At 36.3% G+C, this 16,286-nt stretch carries 18 protein-coding genes; 11 read left to right on the plus strand and 7 right to left on the minus strand.

The window, feature by feature from the left end; genetic code table 11:
* Positions 1-47 precede the first annotated feature (47 nt).
* Complete coding sequence (locus tag TEGAF0_RS08880) at positions 48-293, plus strand: hypothetical protein (protein ID WP_264897820.1); 246 nt, start codon at positions 48-50, stop codon at positions 291-293.
* On the opposite strand, the gene TEGAF0_RS08885 is transcribed toward TEGAF0_RS08880, so the two are convergent.
* The 3 genes from TEGAF0_RS08885 to TEGAF0_RS08895 form a co-directional block, all read right to left on the minus strand.
* Positions 294-1,574: a TlpA family protein disulfide reductase gene (locus tag TEGAF0_RS08885; RefSeq protein ID WP_264897821.1), complete on the minus strand. Its 1,281-nt coding sequence runs from the start codon at positions 1,572-1,574 to the stop codon at positions 294-296.
* Positions 1,575-1,628: 54 nt separating this feature from the next.
* A complete protein-coding gene (locus tag TEGAF0_RS08890; RefSeq protein WP_264897822.1) occupies positions 1,629-2,369 on the minus strand; it encodes an FkbM family methyltransferase in 741 nt (246 codons plus the stop codon).
* A 230-nt stretch (positions 2,370-2,599) separates the two neighbouring features.
* The gene (locus TEGAF0_RS08895; RefSeq protein ID WP_264897823.1) at positions 2,600-3,790 is read right to left on the minus strand and encodes a M57 family metalloprotease; all 1,191 of its coding nucleotides are present in this window, start codon (positions 3,788-3,790) and stop codon (positions 2,600-2,602) included.
* 121 nt (positions 3,791-3,911) lie between these two features.
* Between TEGAF0_RS08895 and TEGAF0_RS08900 the strand changes: the two genes are divergently transcribed.
* A complete protein-coding gene (locus TEGAF0_RS08900) occupies positions 3,912-4,796 on the plus strand; it encodes a glycosyltransferase family 2 protein (protein WP_264897824.1) in 885 nt (294 codons plus the stop codon).
* Positions 4,789-5,520, plus strand: coding sequence for a class I SAM-dependent methyltransferase (locus TEGAF0_RS08905; protein WP_264897825.1), 732 nt, complete (start codon positions 4,789-4,791; stop codon positions 5,518-5,520). Before TEGAF0_RS08900 ends, TEGAF0_RS08905 begins: the two co-directional genes overlap by 8 nt.
* Here the strand turns inward: TEGAF0_RS08905 and TEGAF0_RS08910 are convergent, their stop codons facing one another.
* Genes TEGAF0_RS08910 through meaB form a run of 3 tightly spaced genes read right to left on the minus strand, consistent with a single transcriptional unit; the run spans position 5,521 to position 8,463 of the window.
* A complete protein-coding gene (locus TEGAF0_RS08910) occupies positions 5,521-6,576 on the minus strand; it encodes a glycosyltransferase family 4 protein (RefSeq protein ID WP_264897826.1) in 1,056 nt (351 codons plus the stop codon).
* A 6-nt stretch (positions 6,577-6,582) separates the two neighbouring features.
* Entirely contained in the window at positions 6,583-7,539 is a 957-nt protein-coding gene (locus TEGAF0_RS08915) for a glycosyltransferase family 2 protein (RefSeq protein ID WP_264897827.1), read from the minus strand.
* 12 nt (positions 7,540-7,551) lie between these two features.
* On the minus strand, positions 7,552-8,463 hold the full coding sequence (gene meaB, locus TEGAF0_RS08920; protein ID WP_264897828.1) for a methylmalonyl Co-A mutase-associated GTPase MeaB: 912 nt from the start codon (positions 8,461-8,463) through the stop codon (positions 7,552-7,554).
* A gap of 34 nt (positions 8,464-8,497) precedes the next feature.
* Between meaB and TEGAF0_RS08925 the strand changes: the two genes are divergently transcribed.
* Complete coding sequence (locus TEGAF0_RS08925; protein ID WP_264897829.1) at positions 8,498-9,670, plus strand: O-antigen ligase family protein; 1,173 nt, start codon at positions 8,498-8,500, stop codon at positions 9,668-9,670.
* Here the strand turns inward: TEGAF0_RS08925 and TEGAF0_RS08930 are convergent.
* Positions 9,652-10,524, minus strand: a complete 873-nt coding sequence (locus TEGAF0_RS08930) for a glycosyltransferase family protein (protein ID WP_264897830.1) — start codon at positions 10,522-10,524, stop codon at positions 9,652-9,654. The genes TEGAF0_RS08925 and TEGAF0_RS08930 overlap by 19 nt on opposite strands.
* A 57-nt stretch (positions 10,525-10,581) precedes the next feature.
* Here TEGAF0_RS08930 and TEGAF0_RS08935 point away from each other — a divergent pair, with 57 nt between their 5' ends.
* From TEGAF0_RS08935 to TEGAF0_RS08965, 7 genes are all read left to right on the plus strand, one after another.
* Positions 10,582-11,220: an LON peptidase substrate-binding domain-containing protein gene (locus TEGAF0_RS08935; RefSeq protein ID WP_264897831.1), complete on the plus strand. Its 639-nt coding sequence runs from the start codon at positions 10,582-10,584 to the stop codon at positions 11,218-11,220.
* A 4-nt stretch (positions 11,221-11,224) separates the two neighbouring features.
* Positions 11,225-11,953, plus strand: a complete 729-nt coding sequence (locus TEGAF0_RS08940; protein ID WP_264897832.1) for a type III pantothenate kinase — start codon at positions 11,225-11,227, stop codon at positions 11,951-11,953.
* Positions 11,925-13,301 carry a hypothetical protein gene (locus TEGAF0_RS08945; protein ID WP_264897833.1) on the plus strand — a complete coding sequence of 459 codons (1,377 nt, stop codon included), beginning with the start codon at positions 11,925-11,927 and terminating at the stop codon, positions 13,299-13,301. The genes TEGAF0_RS08940 and TEGAF0_RS08945 overlap by 29 nt, the downstream gene beginning before the upstream one ends.
* Positions 13,294-13,881 carry an LPS export ABC transporter periplasmic protein LptC gene (lptC, locus tag TEGAF0_RS08950; RefSeq protein ID WP_264897834.1) on the plus strand — a complete coding sequence of 196 codons (588 nt, stop codon included), beginning with the start codon at positions 13,294-13,296 and terminating at the stop codon, positions 13,879-13,881. The genes TEGAF0_RS08945 and lptC overlap by 8 nt, the downstream gene beginning before the upstream one ends.
* Positions 13,882-13,890: 9 nt before the next feature.
* Complete coding sequence (locus TEGAF0_RS08955; protein ID WP_264897835.1) at positions 13,891-14,880, plus strand: potassium channel beta subunit family protein; 990 nt, start codon at positions 13,891-13,893, stop codon at positions 14,878-14,880.
* 63 nt (positions 14,881-14,943) lie between these two features.
* Complete coding sequence (locus TEGAF0_RS08960) at positions 14,944-15,495, plus strand: RNA polymerase sigma factor (RefSeq protein ID WP_264897836.1); 552 nt, start codon at positions 14,944-14,946, stop codon at positions 15,493-15,495.
* A complete protein-coding gene (locus TEGAF0_RS08965; protein WP_264897837.1) occupies positions 15,488-16,282 on the plus strand; it encodes a hypothetical protein in 795 nt (264 codons plus the stop codon). The genes TEGAF0_RS08960 and TEGAF0_RS08965 overlap by 8 nt, the downstream gene beginning before the upstream one ends.
* Positions 16,283-16,286: the final 4 nt, after the last annotated feature.

Below are 16,286 nucleotides of genomic sequence, written 5' to 3' on the forward strand. Positions count from 1 at the left end.
AATATCATGGTAAATCGGTTATATCTTTGTGCTTTAAATCTATGGGTATGACGAAGAAGGGACTTTACTTGTTTTTGGTGGTTTTCTTAGTATTGGCTGCACAGTCATTAAATGCCCAATGTTCCATCTGTACCAAAACCGCTTCTCAATTAGGAGAAGGTCCTGCCAAAGCACTTAACTCTGCCATTATCTACTTAGCATTTGCGCCCATCGCCATTATTGGCTTTATTGGATTCCGCTGGTGGAAAAAAGAGCAAACCATTATTGCTGCGGAAGAGAGTCGAAAACCATAATCATTCCAGCGTTTTAATCAGTAAGTCTTCCAATTCGCTGGCTTTGGGATCAATGGCTACAATTTTGCCCTGCTGGTCTACTACCACCATCATTCCAATTCCATTATTAATACCGTATTTATTCCAAATATTTAATTTATCGTCTATATCAAACAGGTTTTGCCATACATAATTTTCAATGGCAATACGATTTTTTACTGCAGCAAAACTTTGAAACTCCCTGGCAATACCTACAATTACAAATCCTTTATTTTTAAATCTTTCATAAAGGGGTTTTACCAGTCGCATTTTAGCAATACATGGACCACACCAGGAACCCCAAAAATCAATTAAAGTTATTTTGCCAGTTATGGCTTTTGACAATAGCATCGTATCTCCATTCAATGTAAAAGCTTTTACATCCAAAAAAGGATTTCCCACAGCTACTTTCTGAAGACCATTTAGTTGTTGTTCAATTGACTTCGTATAAACATGTCCCGGAAATTGTTTCTTATAAACTGGAAATAATTCTCTTATATACTGGGCAACAATCCGATTGTCTTTTGCAACCCTCATCACATCTGTCCAAAGTGAATAGTAGCTAGAAAGAGAAATATGCTGAGTTAAGTATTGGTATTTCCAATGATACTCTACTCGTATTAATGAATCAAAAGGGTTTACATATAGCTGCTTTGCTAAATCGGTATAGCGAGCCCCTGTTTTTTCCATTTCATCACTTTTTTGATACAACGGAACTTTTCCATCATGGTCGTTAGGCTTTAGCTGGCGCAAGTCCTTAAAAATTTGTTGATAGGCCTCTGTTTCAAATGCATTTACACGAATCAGTGAATCTCGTGTTTGGTATAAACTGTTCTTTGCAGATTGGAACTTTTCTTGATTGACTGCTTTGAATGTAGCATAACTTTTATTCAATTCTCCACCAACTACCCGATTGTTGAGCCAATCTTTCTGAGGATACAATTCGAATGAAACCCTTCCCAAATAAGGGAAAAAGAGAATGGGGCTCCAACTTCCCTTTTCTATTTCATCCTGAAAAATCAATTCTAAAGCCTCGGTTTCAGTAAAGGGAAGCTGATAGGTAAATGCACCGTTTTTTACGGGGATTTTGACTGGATTTTCTAAAAATGCACGTAAATCCTGTGTAGATTTTCGAATGTAAATTGTATCGCTTGTTCTATTTTTTACAACCCCTTGTAAAAGGCAAACTGATTGGTTTTTTTGCGCAATGGCAATCTGACTAAATAGGAAAATAGTGCAACACAGGATACAATATTTACGCATGTCTGATTCAATTTATTATGGGTACTTACATCATCTCAACCAGTTATACATTAACTAAACCAAGTCTTCATTTATAAACACCAGGTTCTCATCAGAAAAAGAAAAGGAGAAATTGTATTTGCTGATAGCTGCAAATACCGACTTGGAACATCCTTTCTTCATTTGATCGTGCAACTCTAAATATATGACTTTGGTTTTAGGTAACCAAAATTCATAATTGGCTTCAAACACTTCTTTCTCCGAACCCTCAATATCTATCTTCAATAAATCAATGGTGTCCCAGTTTTCGCCCCTCATGATGGTTTCCACCGATTCTGCAGGGATGGCTTCAGGATTGTCCGGACTGGTTTCGGTAAGCATAAAAGAACTGCTTGGACCATCCGGATTTGTAATCAACAAGTAAACATCTCTGTTCCACAAACCCATACAATTGGCTTTGATATTGGGATGACCTGCAATATTTTTAAGCAATGCCTGAAAATTATCCCTGCTGGGTTCTACTGCCACAATTTTACTATTGGGGTAACGATGTGAAAAATAAACAGCGGCTAAACCAATATTAGCTCCTGCATCTATGATTCGCTCAGGTGTAAAGGGCAAATCCACATTGTACTGATCATCTAAAAAAACCTGCTTAAATGTATACTTGTCTGTCGTTTTACTTCTTAAATGAAAAGTAGTATTGTAACGGGAAGAAGTAAATGAACCGTATTTTTTAAATAACAAGTGTATATAAAACTTGATTCCATCTACTGGACCAAATGCTTTAATTAATAAATTCAATTTGTATGTCATCAATAATAAATTAGTTCTAAGGTAAAAGTAATTTTAATTTTTTCCCTAGTTAATTGGCGAAACTCTTCATTAAGGTTAAACCTACAAAAGTTCTAATTCCTAAAACATAAATGCCAGACCATATACAAAAACGGCCTGGCAAATTTATACCTATAGATATAACAGATAATTATAAGATTGTTGGAAAGTAGTGCGCTTCAATTAATATTTGACTAATATTTAATTTGTTCTTAATTACTCATTACATAAAAAACTACTCTTTCAAAAGTATACCCATTGGAAGGCCCTTCTCCATATTCAGTAGTATAAAAATGTCCGTGATTAGGTAAATAAAACTGGTATAAAGGAACCGAACCCGAAATTTGATTTGTTGGCGCAAAGCCAATAATTCCTTGATACTGGTAACCCCATTTACCACTTCCAAGTTCATTATAGTTAGTTGTGTAAAAATAGTCATTTTGGGAGGGCAGCCAATATCTATGAATATTTGACATCCCAGCTCTTGCAACTGAAAAAACATATCCTTCAGCCCATTCATAAGTCCACCCTAAATTACCAGTAGTAAGTTCACTCCAACTTGTTGAATAAAGGTGTTTGCCAACATTTTTATACCTGTAGAAGGGCACCTGAATTTCATCTAAAGGATAAGTATTTCGAATTGCAATTCTATCAAATCGTGAAAAGGCTCGACCTAATAGATTCGTTTGATTTGACATTCTATTCATAATAGATACAGGATCGGGATTAGGCCAAATATTATTAGAGGGATATGTCCCAGCAATTTGAAAATACTGGCCGCTTTCTGAGACCAAATCAGTATGCCTAAATCCAATAGTATGACCAATTTCATGCGTTATTATCAATTGTCTATGACCAGCATCTATTGTTGATTTTAAGGGGTCTATATAAATCGCACTACCAACATTACCAGAATTAGAAAAAATTCCAGCCGCAATTTCATCTCCAGGTATGTTTGAATAGCTTATTTGAATGTCTGAATTATTATTTGACCCCAAAAAGAAATTTAATTTGAAATTTGGAATTGTGTTCCAAATCTGAATTGCATTTGTAATTGCAGTAATCCAGTCAGCACTAACTGAAGGATCTATACCAACAGATATGCTCAATTTATTTACTATTGGTTGATTTGTTATAGCTTGATTCGGGATTAAATTTGCCTTAGAAGTTTGAGTGACTTTAGATAAATTAATTCCATGTATTTTACTTACATCAATAATGATATCATTTTCAACAATATAGTTCTCTTTAAACCTCTTGATATTAGTTGTATTGAAACCCATGGATTTCATCTCATTAATATGTGTAATATTGAATTCCGGGGCATAATTCTTTTGACAAGAAGTTAAAAAAAGAACTGTGCAAAGATTCCAAAAAATAAGAGTGAATAGTGATTTTTTCATTAGATTGTTTTAAAATATGAAGTAACTAAATAGTCATCGTTTAATTCGTTGAAACAGATTAACCAATTGTTAATTAAAAATTATACTGCGGATAAAATTAAGCCGCTTTAAAAAATATTAGATGCAAGATCACCATCCAATCATTTCCGTAATCATACCCTGTTTTAATCATGGCAAATACATCAATGAAGCAATTGAAAGCATAAAGCTTGATGAAAGCAATTACTCAATTGAAATAATTATTGTTGATGACGGTTCAACTGATTTAAATACAATTCAAAAGCTAGAAGTATTACAGAATAAAGGCTTTACAGTTATCAAACAGGAAAATGGCGGCCCTGCAAAAGCAAGAAATACAGGTATTACAATTGCAAAAGGTAAATATATTCTACCAATAGACGCTGATAATAAGATTAAAATAGATTACATAAATAAATCGATACCATTTCTAGAAGCGAACGATTATGATATTGTTTATGCAAAACCAATATTTTGGAACGAAGAAAAAGAAGTAAAGAAAAAGTTCAAAGTAAGACCTTTCGACGAATTGTCGTTTGTAACTGGAAATTTTGCAGATGCATGTGCGATATATAGAAAGTCGGTATGGGAAAAAAACAATGGGTACGACGAGAAAATCCCCTATCACGGTTTTGAAGATTGGGAATTTTGGGTTAATGCCGCCTCAAATGGATTCAAATTTAAATTCATAGATGAATACTTATTTTATTATAGGGTACTTGAAAACTCTGTTATAAGCACTTATAATGAAGAAAAAAGTGTAATTAACCATAGATATATTGCAAAAAAACACAGTGATTTATTCCTAGAGAAACTAGTGAAATTAAACTATGTGAGAGAAAAACATGAAATTGACATTTTAAGATTTCCGTTAGTGCCTTTCATTTACATATTCTATTTACTTGGCTTTGCAAAAAAACCCTCCATAAAAGCAAGGGAAAAATTTACCTTATACCGTTCCTTAAAAAACAAAATCCAAAATGACTGAAAAGGAAATTGAAAAAATATATATAAAACCAACGTTAAAATTAGGTTATGGTTACTACTTAATACAGAAGTCTCTGATTGAAGCAGTGAAGGATTTAAAATCAAAAATAAATGGGAATGTACTCGATATTGGCTGTGGAGTAATGCCATATAAAAAGTTCTTATTAGAATCTGGTCGAATCAAAAATTACATAGGCGTTGATTTAGAACATTCAGAATATCACAATAAGGTAAAACCAGATTTATTTTGGAACGGTTTTACCATTCCTTTGGATGACAATACCCAAGATTGGATTATTGCAACGGAATTTCTAGAACACTACTATGACACTAATCATATTTTATCAGAAATATTAAGGGTTCTTAAACCAGGAGGTAAATTATTTTTTTCAGTTCCATTTATTTATACACTTCATGAAATCCCTCATGATCACCACAGATTTACCCCATTTTCACTTAAGAATCACTTTAATAAAAGTGGATTTTCTAATCATCAAATATATCCAAGAGGTGGATTTAATTATAGTCTATTAATTATGATGAGTCTTTGGGCAAAAAATGCAGGAAGTAGTGGATTAATTAGGTACTTGGTTAAGTTTTTTATGTTTTGTTTTCATAAACAATTAATAAAAAAAGATCAAAAGTATGCAACTTATGAATTAGACTATACATCCTTTGAAAATGGCACGATGCCTTCTGGCTTGTGGGGCTATGCCACAAAATAACTAATGAATACTTCGATAGATATTTAAATATTCCTTTGCAGTATTAGACCAATCAAACCTCTTAGCACTAGCTTTAATAGAATTACTTAAATTTAGTGAACTATATTGTTGTAAACCACTTTCAAATACGCTTTGCATATCTTTTGGTTCAAAAGAGTTAAAATAAAAAGCTACATCTGCTCCAATTTCGGGCAAACTAGTTTTATTTGATAGAAACAAAGGTTTACCGTAAGCCATTGCTTCTACTACGGGCATTCCAAAACCTTCTGTTAAAGAAGGAAATAAGAATGCTTTGCAATTTTTAAGGTACCAGTTTTTATCATTTTCCGATATGGGTCCAGTAAAAATTAAACGGTTTTCTACTTTGGATTTTCTTGCTTCTTGCACAATCAATTCCAGATAATTTTTGTCATGACTATTCCCAGCTATAACTAAATAATAATTATTGTTAACCAGTAATGATGGCAAAACATGAATATTTTTTTTGGGGCTAATTGAACTAACAGTAAATAAAAATTCGCTTTGGGGTTTAAGCTTTGGTGGAATAATCAACAAATCATGATCTATATTACAGCCATTATAAATTACCGAATAAAACTTCGAATCAAGGTTGATATACTCTAAAACATTATTTTTAACAAACTCAGAAATAAAAACAACACAATTAGCTCTTTTAATCTTCTTTGTTAACTGATTTATCAAATACTTTCTTTTAAAACGAGACTTTTCGTCTGAGTGCATAAAATTGATATCATGTATCGTTAAAACCAAAGGACTCTTCCACTTATGAGGAAAATATTCGGTTTCTTGAAAAGTAGCATGCCAAACAGCATTGATAGGTATCTTTGGAAAAAATAGCTTGTGTAAATTACTTTGCTTTAAATATTTAACATTATTACCAAAATAATTTATCTCTTTGGAAGAAGTATAAAATGTCAAATCTTCATTTACCTCTTTTTCTTTTATCAAAGACCAGCCAAGATGTTCGCAAAATTTACATAAACCAGTATTTGGATACTTCATTCGTTCACAATCAATATAATAGGTTAAGTCCATGGATTATTATTGAATAGTTACAAACATTTTAATACAAAACAACCACCTGCGCAATAAGCTCCTTTTTTTGAAAGAAAGTATAAGTTTATTAAACTCAAAGAAGAGTATTGTTCTTTTAATATTATTAAAAAGTGAGAAGTTTTCATAACTTCTTAACATGCGTTCGTAAAAAAATTTTTCATATTTTAAAGCATCTGGGCACTTGTTATACATTATTAAAACCCTATCTTTTATAAGTGAAAGCTTTTTGTCTTTTGGTATTCTCTTTTTTGAAACTCCAACAACTTTTCCTTGCTGATTAACTGCTTTTTTTGCTCCAAAAACACTTAAAGAATGTTGCCTATATTGAACTAAAACTTTATTAATGAACTTTACATTCCCACTTAAACTTGCAACAAATCCCAACCAATGATCATGGGGAATCATTGTTGGAAAAGGAATAGAATCAAATACCACATTTCGTTTAATTAGCATTGCATGTCCTGCTGCAGAATTTCCAATAGCAAACATTATGCAATTATTAAAATTAGTTAGTTGCTTTACATCGGATAAATTTTTTCCTAAGCTTTCTCCTTTATAGTTTACTAGCAAAGAGTCACAGTATACTATATTAGTGTACTCATCTATCGAATTAATTAAGATTTCTATTTTTTCAGGATGCCAAATATCGTCTTGGTCGGCTGGTGCAATAAAGGCTCCTTGTGCCAAAGACATGCCTTTTTCAAAATTTTTAATATACCCTAAGTTGCTCTCATTTTTAATTAGTCTACAAGAGTTATTATTGTTGCAAAAATCCTGAATAAGATTTAAGGTGTTATCTGTAGAACAATCATCTATAATTATTAATTCAATGTTCGGATAGGTCTGATTAAGTATGCTTTCTAACTGTTCACGAATAAACATTTCTCCATTATATGTAGCTAGAATTACAGAAACAAGTGGTTTAATTTCTTGAGCTATCATTGTTAGGTAATATCAGAATTTTTGATTTTTTAAAAAATTATTTACATACCCGAAAAGATTGAAATCTATTGAATTAAACTTTACCGTGATTTCATCAAAAATGAAACGTTTATTTACACTTCGCATTTTTTCTTTTGCAATCAACTGATATACCCTTTCGGTGAGCAACCATATTTTTCTTTCGGTCAGCGCAATATGTTGGTGGTGGATTGCAATGGCAGTTGCTAGTTCCTCAATTCCTTCTTTTTGGGAAGCCACTGTTTTAACCACTTCAATTGTTTTGTCTTGTTGAAAGGCAGGCGCCATCATCAATCGAAGATTCCGAACGAACGCATCGGCATCAGGGCGATCACTTTTGTTGACCACAAATACATCCGCAATTTCCATCAGTCCTGCTTTCATGGTCTGCACTTCATCACCTGCTTCGGGCACTACCACTACCACAGTGGTATCTGCCAGACCTGCAATTTCAATTTCACTCTGCCCAACACCTACGGTTTCAATGATAATTTCATCGAATCCACCCGCTTGCAAAATGGCCGTAATCTCAATAATAAAAGGATGCAATCCACCCAATGAACCCCGAGTCGCAAGCGATCGTATATATACGCCTGGATGATTGTACCAATCGCTCATGCGTATTCTGTCTCCTAATAAAGCACCCATATTAAAAGGAGAGGAAGGATCCACACATAGAACCGCCACTTTTTTTCCTTCAGCTGTCCAGTAGCCAATCAATGCATCGGTCAAGGTACTCTTACCTGCACCAGGAGGACCAGTAATGCCTGTTACAGGGGTATGTCCATTGGGCAAGCTTTGTAAAAAAGCTTTGTGTCCTTCCACTTCATTTTCTACCAATGAAATGGCACGGGCGATTGCCTGAAAATTACCTGCCTGTATCCTTTCTAATAATTGATGCCACATATATGCTTACGGAATGTAAATTTATGCTATTGCCATGCAAGATATCAGAAAAAATATACCGCTGTTATTGATGATTATCAGCCTCGCAGGACTCTACTTTAGTCGTGCACTCTTGTCCATTGCAACAGGTTTATGGTTTGTGTCTGGTATTATTGAGGTAATCAGGCAAAAAGAAAAACTATACAAACAACCTTTTCTGATTTGGTCATTTGTATTTCCCCTACTCTGTCTCCTGGGCTCCTGGCAAAGCTCTTGGTCGCATCCTCAGAACCAGCAAATCTTACTGACAGCATGGGCATATCCGGCCTGGGCATTAGGATTGCTAGCCATTAAAGACAAACAGCAATTGAAATGCATTCAAATTACCTGGGTTATTGCAGCCATCATCGGTTTATGCTATCCGCTCATTGCATTCGTTGGCGATATACAGGGAAATATTCAGGCACTGGGATCCGGAAAAGCCTTGCCCGTTTTCATGGACACAGACCATGTTCGCTTTGGGATATTATTGGTGAGTGCTGTTGCGGTGAATTGGATTTTATTGAAAGGAGATTCATCGAACAAGTGGTTAAAAATTTCATTATTCTTTTTAATTGCAGGTATCATTTTTACTGCCATCCGTACTGCCTGGGCTTTGTTGTTTATTCTTTGCCTGGGATGGGTTTTGCTGGAAGCAAAGAAAAAAGTGGTCGTATTTTTTTTACTAATCGCAATTGGTGCAGCTACCTATCAGATTCCGACCGTGAAAAATAAAATTCATTATACCCTTTACGACTTTGAGCAATACAATCAAAAAGGGTATGACCCGAATTATTCAGATGGAGTAAGAAGAGCACTGAACCAGGTGAGCTGGAAAGCCATACAGGAAAAGGGTTTCAGCAATATGGGCTGGGTAAAAATCCCAGACCAGTTACAGAAGGAATTCAAAAATTCTACACAGGGTAGGCAAACCAATTTTGGCTGGCCTTTTAATCAATGGTTGTTTTGGTGGATGGGTGTGGGCCTTGGAGGCATACTTTTATTCAGCCTCTGGTTGTGCTATCCTATATTATATGCATGGAGAAATAAAAATGCTTCCATTGCTATCTGGACTTTAGCAATTGCAGCTTCCTGTTTGGTGGAATGCACCCTTAATTATCAGTACGGAACCTTATTGCATGTTGTTCCGCTTTTATTGTTGCAGAAAAATTATTTCAAAACTTTGTAATTGGTAAAATCAAAAGGTCTGAAACCCGTTGCTTTTTCAAAATAATATAGAATCTTATCTTTTAAATCAAACTTTTTCTTTGATAAATCTAACTCAACCTTCCAGTTTTGCTTCAAAATCCGATTTGTCATAACATTTGGATGTGTTCCTGTGAATTTTTCTAAAGAATCGAACTGGCTAAAATCAAAGAAATCAGGTCCATTTAAAAAATTTTCCAGCTTTTCAGGGGCATGAAAGAGTTTACTAAACTCTTTCTGTTTTTTCATCATTTGTACGGGCGACTTTACCCATCCATAATGGTATACATAGGCATCAATAGGCTTCACTTTAATTTTGTTTCCCTGCTTTCTGAAACCCTGTGCATCTTTATAAGCCTGTATAGACTTGTCGTTTCTGATTACCCTTACTTCATTTCTATACCAGGTTCTACTATCCCCTACATAATCATAGGTTCCATAAAAGTGGAGGTATTTAAATAAGAGACCTTCTACGCGCTGGTCTTGCAGATAAGTTTCACAAGCTCTGCGTATAGTTGCATGATATTGTTCGTGTACCACTTCATCGCCCTGTATATAAAAAGCCCAGTCGAATTCAGCGGGTATTAGTTGCAAGGCTTTATTTGTTTCCTCGGCCAGTACCGATCCCCCCGACCTTAATTGCGGATCCCATACGGAATGATGAATTTTAATTTTAGGGCTTTGTATGGATTCAATTAGCTCAATGGTGCCATCTGTGCAGTCCCCAATCAATACAAACATTTCATCTACTACCGGTAAAATAGATTGAATGGCTTCCACAATTGGATAATCATTTAACACAGCGTTTTTAATAATTGTGAAGCCCGCAATTTTCATTTTAGCTAAATTGTGCTGTAAAGAACTGAAATATTTTGCAGGGGCAAGCCTAAGTGTATGATAAATTTTATCCCGATTTTCCCGCTGGAATTAGTTGTGTATCCTGGTGAAGAATTAAATCTTCACATTTTTGAACCAAGGTATAAAGAACTGATTACCGAATGTTATGCCGAAGCAAAGCCTTTTGGAATTCCAACTGTAATGGGCGATAAAGTAGCTGAAACTGGCACCATGGTTGAGATTACAGAGATTGTGCAAGTATATGAAGATGGCAGAATGGATATTAAAACCAGGGGCACCAAAGTATTTCAGGTGCTGGAAATGATAGAACAGATTCCAGATAAATTATACAGTGGCGCTATTGTAAACTATCCCAACAACGATACCATGGCAAAGCCCTTTATTTCTTTTAAAATTCTTGATTCGGTGTACATTCTTCACCGTTTATTGAATGTTACCAAAAAGTTTCAACAGAAAATTGCCGAAATACTGAGTTATGATATGGCGCATCATGCTGGGCTTTCACTAAAAGAGGAATATGAATTACTTTGTTTGTTTCAAGAAGATCAGCGTCTTGAATTTTTGAGAAGACACTTAGAAAAAGTAATTCCCGTAATTGAAGGCATGGAACAATTAAAAGAAAGAATTGCCATCAACGGGTCTTTCAAAAAAATAACAGGTTATAACCTTAATTAATACCATGGAAATATCATTGTGTTTAGACTTCGGTAATACCAGACAAAAAGTGGGGGTATTTAAAGGTCGTGACTTTCTAAAAGAAATCAATTTGCCAGACACTTCTTTGAATAGCATTGAGGCTTTGCTGAATGAATGGAGTCCGGAGAAGATTATTCTCTCGTCTGTAATTAACCATGATCCGGCCATTGAAACCTTTATGGCGGGAAAAACCAGGTTTCATCGCCTGAACCATACCAGCCAATTGCCTTTAACCACTCCAGTGGGCAAACCGGAGACCATTGGCGCCGACCGGCTTGCACTCGTAGCTGCCGCAGTGGATTTGTTTCCCAATAGCCATAACCTGGTGATTGGCCTGGGGACTTGCATTACCTATAATTTCATCAATAATCAGCATGAGTTTCTGGGAGGAAGCATTTCTCCTGGAATGAATATGCGTTTCAGGGCCATGCACGAACAGACCGCTTTGTTGCCCTATATTAAGGCAGAAACGCAGTTTCCCCTGATTGGTTACGACACCAAAACCAACCTGCTTAGCGGGGTTATCTGGGGTATGTCTAAGGAAATTGACGGAATAATTGACGAATATGCCCTAAAATACAGCAACTTTAACGTGCTATTAACCGGGGGGGATATGCCTTTTTTTGTACCACACCTAAAAAACAGGATATTTGCCGACCCAAACCTAATTTTTAAAGGCTTATATGCAATCAGTGAGTTCAACAACAGGTAGGCTGGCTTTTGTGGTTAGTTACCTTTTTTTATACGCAATCCAATCATCAGCTCAGGTTAATTCACCGTTTTCCCGTTATGGATTGGGCAATCTGGTCGGTTCCCAGCACGCCATCAGTCGTTCAATGGGGGGCATTTCAGCCGCATATGCAGATGGCAACAGCTACAATGTGGGTCAGTCTGTCAACTTCAACAACCCGGCAACTTACGGTGCCAACTACATGGTTACATATGACCTTGGCCTGTCAATAGATTCCAGAAAACTAAGAAGCCAAAACCCCAATGGTACATTTAGTTCAGTTTACCTTATTCCAAGTTACTTATCTGTAGGAATTCCTGTTAAGAAAGCTAAGGGATTGGGCATGGCTTTTGGATTAAGACCGCTAACCAGAATTAATTATGGTATAGAATCAAGAGCAAGAGTGGCTGGAGACAGCATTGGTTCCATTTATGAAGGTTCCGGTGGTACCTACCAGGGATTCATTGGTCTGGGAAAAAAATGGAAGAATTTCAGTGCTGGTTTCAATACAGGTTATACGTTTGGAAGACAAGAATTGAGCACCACAAAAACTTTTTATAACGACACTTTACAATACTTTGAGTCGAGAAGTGCAACACAAACCAACTTTGGTAAAATGTTTTTGCAGGCTGGTCTTCAATACGAATTCACCCTTAGCAAAAAAGAGAATGTGGCAGAGAAATCTTCCAGAAATCTCTCGATGCGTATAGGGGCTACTGCAAGTTTTCAGCAGAATATGAATGCATCCCAAAAGCTAACCAAGCAAACCTATGTATTAACTGCTGCGGGTGGATTAATTGAAGTAGATAGTATTGCCAAGCAGGACAATATCAAGGGAACCATTGTCATGCCCGCTACCTACGAAGCAGGATTTATGTTGGTAAAAACATTAAGTAATACAAGAGGTAACTTTCAATTGTGGACAGCGGGCATGGAATTTACTACCACCCAATGGACCAAATACAGATCTTATGGTCAGGCTGATATGCTGAATAACAGTTGGGCATTGAAATTTGGTGGCCAGATAAGTCCGAGTGCAGAAGGCGCAACCAGTTACTTAAGCAGTGTGAATTATCGCTTTGGATTCCAGTTTGGAAAAGATTACATAAATGCAGACGGAAACGGATTGAAACATAGTTCATTCACTTTGGGTGCTGGATTCCCTATCAGAAAATGGAGAAATTACGAAACCCAATACACAGTAGTACAAGCTGCTGTTCAGTTTGGCAAAAGAGGTTCTTCTGTAAATAATATTACAGAAAACTATACCCAACTTACTTTAGGATTCAGCCTAAGCGATGTTTGGTTCATTAAACGCAGATATGACTAATCGTTCTACAATATTTACATTAGCAGCCTTTTTAACAGGCTGCTTTTTTATGCTCGCTTGTGAGAACGATGTAAATGAAGTAAAGCGGCTGGGCAAAAAAAATCCAGGTATTGAAGAAGGAAAAAACATCACCAGCTTTCTAAGCATGGGGGGTAAAATGAAAGCCAAACTAACTGCTCCTGTTTTATTGCGCTACCAGGGCGATAGTGCTCTAAAATCAGAATTCCCTAAAACACTCTTCGTTGAATTTTATAACGACAGCACCAAATTAGAAAGTACCCTGAGTGCCAAATACGGGCGCTATATGGAAAACGAAAATAAAATTTATCTCCGTGATAGTGTAGTAATTATCCGGATTAACGGCGACACATTAGAAACTTCTGAACTATACTGGGATCAGACCCTGGGTCGTTTTCATACAGATAAACCCGTTACTACCAGTCAGCGAAATCCCCGCCAGAAACTGTTTGCCCGTAAAGGCTTCAGTTCCAATCAAACCTTAACAGATATTACTTATTACGAATTAGATTTAGGATCCTTTTTATTTTTACCAGATAGTAGTTCTAACAAAAAACAATAAAATTATTTTATGGAATATAGAAGAATGGGAAGAACCGGACTTCAGTTAAGTGTACTAAGTTTCGGTAGCTGGGTATCTTTTCATAAGCAAATTAATGACAACAGTGCAGATGAACTAATGGGTATTGCCTATGACCATGGTGTCAATTTTTTTGACAATGCAGAAGTATATGCACTTGGTGAAAGTGAGAAAATGATGGGCCGCGTATTGAAAACAAAAAACTGGGACCGTACTTCCTATACCCTTTCTTCTAAAGCTTTCTTTGGCTGGAGAGGCAAAGATAACAAGCCCAACCAAACAGGTTTAAGCAGAAAGCATCTTACAGAAGCCTGTAATGAAGCATTGCAAAGGCTTCAGACCGACTACCTTGATTTATATTTCTGTCATAGACCCGATAAAAACACACCCATTGAAGAAGTGGTACTTACGATGAATACCCTGATTCAACAAGGAAAAATTTTATACTGGGGCACTAGTGAATGGAGTGGCGTAGAATTAATGGAAGCTAATAGAGTAGCGAGAGACTATCGCCTGATTGGCCCCGCAATGGAACAGCCGCAATACAATTTATTTGAAAGAGACAAATTAGAAAAAGACTACCTAGAAGTCTTTAAAAATGTAGGCCTAGGTACTACCATCTGGAGCCCATTGGCATCTGGTCTCCTTACCGGCAAATACAACAACGGCATTCCTGAAGGAAGCAGATTGGCAATTGAAGGCTTTGACTGGCTGAAAGAACGCTTGATTATGGAAGAAAAAATTGAAAAAGTAAAACAATTGCAGCAATTGGCCAATGAGCTTGGCTGCAGTCTTCCTGCCTTAAGCATTGCTTGGTGTATTAACAACCCGAATGTAACTACGGCTATTTTAGGCGCCACTAGAAAAGAACAACTGCTGGATAACTTAACTGCCTTACAAGCCGTTGAACTAATTAGCTCAGCGGTTTTGCAGAAAATAGAGTCCATTATGCAGAATAAACCTGTTTTAGCAGAATATTAAGCAAGATTTTTACCAACCCTTTCCAACTTTTCATCAAATACCACTCTTACTCATGAAAACTGCTTGGAACAGGTAATAGACATACAAAAAGCTGCTGTAAAAAAGGCTTGCACCGGAGATGCAAAAGCCCAGGCTTGGTTATACGAGCAATACAGCAAAGCTATGTTTACTATCTGTACCAGAATGACGGGTAATACCTCAGACGCAGAAGACATTCTACAAGACTGTTTTGTAATTGCATTTAAAAATCTGCATCAGCTGAAAGTTGCTGAGCAGTTTGGAGGATGGCTAAAAAGAATTGTAGTAAACGAATGCATTCGTTTTTGTAAAAAAAATATGCATTGGGAAACCTGGGACAACGAAAAGCAGGGGAACCTGGTGGAAGAAGAGACAGAATGGTGGAAGACCATTGATTTCAAAATTATTCACCGGACCATCAAAGAATTGCCCGAAGGATGCAGACAGGTTTTTACGCTGTATGTATTCGAAGAATTTTCGCACAAACAAATTGCAGAAAGCATGGGCATTTCGGAGTCTACCAGCAAAAGCCAGTACCAGAGAGCCAGGTCATTATTGCAACAAAGAATTCAAAAACAAATTCAAATTCATGGATGAGTTTAAAAAATATCTACAGGAAAACCGAGCTGCGCTGGATCTGGATGAACCAGGACCACAGAGTTGGGAAAAAGTGCAGGCCAGACTAAAGCAAGAGCGTCCAACTGCTAAAGTGGTGGCCATTAAAAAATATTTTCAATGGTCGGTAGCTGCTTGTGTGTTTGTATTGGCAGGGATAGGATTATGGTCTCTATTAGATTCAAAATCAGAAACACTTCAGCAGCAGGTTCTTAACGCACCTAACACACCAAAGTATAATGCAACTGAAAACAATAAGACAATTGAAGTTCAGCGTGGAAATGAAGAATTGAAGAAAACCAACTTCGGTCAAACTACCACGGAAAATGAGGCCGGATTAGCAAAGAATGAAAAAGCTACCGATAATGGAGTTTCTAAAACCTTCGCCGGTAAACAAAACAACAGTAGCTCTCAAGGTTTGTCTAAAGATGTACTTGCCTCATTGGCCAGTGTTGAAACCGGTTTTACTCAGGTGATCAATTTACAAAGAGGGAAAATTAGCACCACGCCTATGTACGCAGAATCTGCAGCTTACTTCAATGAATTTAAAATGCAGATTCAACAGATTGAAGCTGATGAAAAACAACTGAAAAAAGAAATTAGTAAAAAAGGACTTACTGCCAATCAGCTTGATCAACTGATTGACTTGTATCAATATAAATTAACTGTTCTGAAACAGCTGCAGCTGGAAATGAACAAAACCAACAATCGTTTCAAACAAAACCGCGGACCGGTAGACTCTACCCGCGCCTACTTTATCAATATTTAAAATT

It is taken from the genome of Sediminibacterium sp. TEGAF015 (assembly GCF_025997995.1).
Classification (GTDB): Bacteria; Bacteroidota; Bacteroidia; order Chitinophagales; family Chitinophagaceae; genus Sediminibacterium.